Source organism: Acinetobacter sp. YH12142 (genome assembly GCF_013418435.1).
In the GTDB taxonomy this organism is placed as follows: domain Bacteria; phylum Pseudomonadota; class Gammaproteobacteria; order Pseudomonadales; family Moraxellaceae; genus Acinetobacter; species Acinetobacter amyesii.
In genome coordinates this window covers 1-2690 of the sequence record NZ_VPCB01000043.1, presented here as the reverse complement: position 1 = coordinate 2690, position 2690 = coordinate 1, and the positions used below count along the sequence as shown (strand labels likewise).

3 protein-coding genes are annotated in these 2690 nt (G+C 59.2%); all 3 read left to right on the top strand.

Going from position 1 to position 2690, the window contains the following annotated elements; genetic code table 11:
• Positions 1-806, top strand: an 806-nt coding sequence (locus FTU77_RS16090) for a DUF3363 domain-containing protein (protein ID WP_223411754.1), incomplete at its 5' end; no start/stop codon positions are given.
• A 216-nt stretch (positions 807-1022) separates the two neighbouring features.
• Entirely contained in the window at positions 1023-2237 is a 1215-nt protein-coding gene (floR, locus tag FTU77_RS15785) for a chloramphenicol/florfenicol efflux MFS transporter FloR (protein ID WP_000214122.1), read from the top strand.
• Positions 2238-2264: 27 nt separating this feature from the next.
• Positions 2265-2570, top strand: coding sequence for a LysR family transcriptional regulator (locus FTU77_RS15780; RefSeq protein ID WP_001255015.1), 306 nt, complete (start codon positions 2265-2267; stop codon positions 2568-2570).
• Positions 2571-2690: the final 120 nt, after the last annotated feature.

Below are 2690 nucleotides of genomic sequence, written 5' to 3'. Positions count from 1 at the left end.
TAAATTTTCAGCGTTGCTGGCTCCCCGTCAGCCGGATTGGGTTGCATCGCAGGGGTGTCGAAAGAGTCAACTGCGGTCCAAAGCTGTTGGACTTGGGTGAAAAGGGCGTTTATTCTTCCTATACGTGCCGCGTTCCAGGCGGCGACTATGAGGGCTATGTCGATGCCCATGTGCGCCGGCTGGAGGCGCTACGCCGGGCCGGTATCGTCGAGCGGATCGACGCCGACCAATGGCGCATCCCCGATGATCTGGTCAGCCGTGCCGCCGCCCATGACGCCGGCCGAGACAGTCAGGCCAGCGTTCGCGTCCTTTCCCCGGTCGATCTGAACAAACAGATCGGATCGGACGGCGCGACCTGGCTGGACCGGCGGCTGATCCACGGCGAGACGGCCGACCTTGCGCCAACCGGCTTCGGGCAACAAGTCCGCGAAGCCATGGACCAGCGCCGCGAGCACCATATCGAACAGGGCGACGCCACCCGCAGCCGGGACAGCCGCGTCTTCTACCGGCGCAACCTTCTCGCCATCCTGCGGGAGCGCGAGGTAGCCGGCGTCGGATCGGATATGGCTTTGAGTAAGGGCCTGCCGTTCCGCGCCGCCACGGACGGCGAGAGCGTCAGCGGCAAGTTTACCGGAACCGTGCATCTATCGAGCGGCAAGTTCGCCGTGGTCGAGAAATCCCATGAGTTCACCCTTGTCCCGTGGCGGCCGATCATCGACCGCCAACTCGGCCGCGAGGTTATGGGCATCGTGCAGGGCGGGTCGGTGTCGTGGCAGTTAGGGCGGCAGAGGGGGCTGGAACGCTGAGTGCGCCCATGCCGCATTGCGAAGCAAAAGATAATCGGATAAAATGTAGCAATTCATATTCGTAAGCGTGGAGTAATCAGATGGGAAATTCCAAGTCAGCAGACAAGTAAGCCGCAACAACCAGTATTGTTGTTGCGGCGCTCTGTAAGGCTAGTCTCATCTGATTGCTGACGAGCAGACGTCGCCCGGTATTCCTTAATCGAGGGTTGATTCGTCATGACCACCACACGCCCCGCGTGGGCCTATACGCTGCCGGCAGCACTGCTGCTGATGGCTCCTTTCGACATCCTCGCTTCACTGGCGATGGATATTTATCTCCCTGTCGTTCCAGCGATGCCCGGCATCCTGAACACGACGCCCGCTATGATCCAACTCACGTTGAGCCTCTATATGGTGATGCTCGGCGTGGGCCAGGTGATTTTTGGTCCGCTCTCAGACAGAATCGGGCGACGGCCAATTCTACTTGCGGGCGCAACGGCTTTCGTCATTGCGTCTCTGGGAGCAGCTTGGTCTTCAACTGCACCGGCCTTTGTCGCTTTCCGTCTACTTCAAGCAGTGGGCGCGTCGGCCATGCTGGTGGCGACGTTCGCGACGGTTCGCGACGTTTATGCCAACCGTCCTGAGGGTGTCGTCATCTACGGCCTTTTCAGTTCGATGCTGGCGTTCGTGCCTGCGCTCGGCCCTATCGCCGGAGTATTGATCGGCGAGTTCTTGGGATGGCAGGCGATATTCATTACTTTGGCTATACTGGCGATGCTCGCACTCCTAAATGCGGGTTTCAGGTGGCACGAAACCCGCCCTCTGGATCAAGTCAAGACGCGCCGATCTGTCTTGCCGATCTTCGCGAGTCCGGCTTTTTGGGTTTACACTGTCGGCTTTAGCGCCGGTATGGGCACCTACTTCGTCTTCTTCTCGACGGCTCCCCGTGTGCTCATAGGCCAAGCGGAATATTCCGAGATCGGATTCAGCTTTGCCTTCGCCACTGTCGCGCTTGTAATGATCGTGACAACCCGTTTCGCGAAGTCCTTTGTCGCCAGATGGGGCATCGCAGGATGCGTGGCGCGTGGGATGGCGTTGCTTGTTTGCGGAGCGGTCCTGTTGGGGATCGGCGAACTTTACGGCTCGCCGTCATTCCTCACCTTCATCCTACCGATGTGGGTTGTCGCGGTCGGTATTGTCTTCACGGTGTCCGTTACCGCGAACGGCGCTTTGGCAGAGTTCGACGACATCGCGGGATCAGCGGTCGCGTTCTACTTCTGCGTTCAAAGCCTGATAGTCAGCATTGTCGGGACATTGGCGGTGGCACTTTTAAACGGTGACACAGCGTGGCCCGTGATCTGTTACGCCACGGCGATGGCGGTACTGGTTTCGTTGGGGCTGGTGCTCCTTCGGCTCCGTGGGGCTGCCACCGAGAAGTCGCCAGTCGTCTAACCGACGACTGGTAGCAGGCCCGCTCCGATGCGGCGCACTAACCATCGAAACCTCGTGAATGTCGGTATCCTGTCTGGCAGGATACCGCTCATTTCCCTTGTTCAGTTCATCGCCGTCGCCGAGCATCTGAATTTTCGGCATGCGGCCAAGGCACTTGGTATCAGCCAGTCGAGCGTCAGCGCGCGTGTGAAAGCGCTGGAGGATAACCTTGGTGTCCTGCTATTTGAGCGCCATGCGCGGGGCGTTCGGCTAACAGACGCAGGCAGGCACTTCATGGAGCGTGTCACGGCGGGTGTCGATCAACTCGATCACGCAGTGAAGACCGCGGAGTGACGGGCACTGGCTGGCAATGTCTAGCAACGGCAGGCATTTCGGCTGAGGGTAAAAGAACTTTCCGCTAAGCGATAGACTGTATGTAAACACAGTATTGCAAGGACGCGGAACATGCCTCAT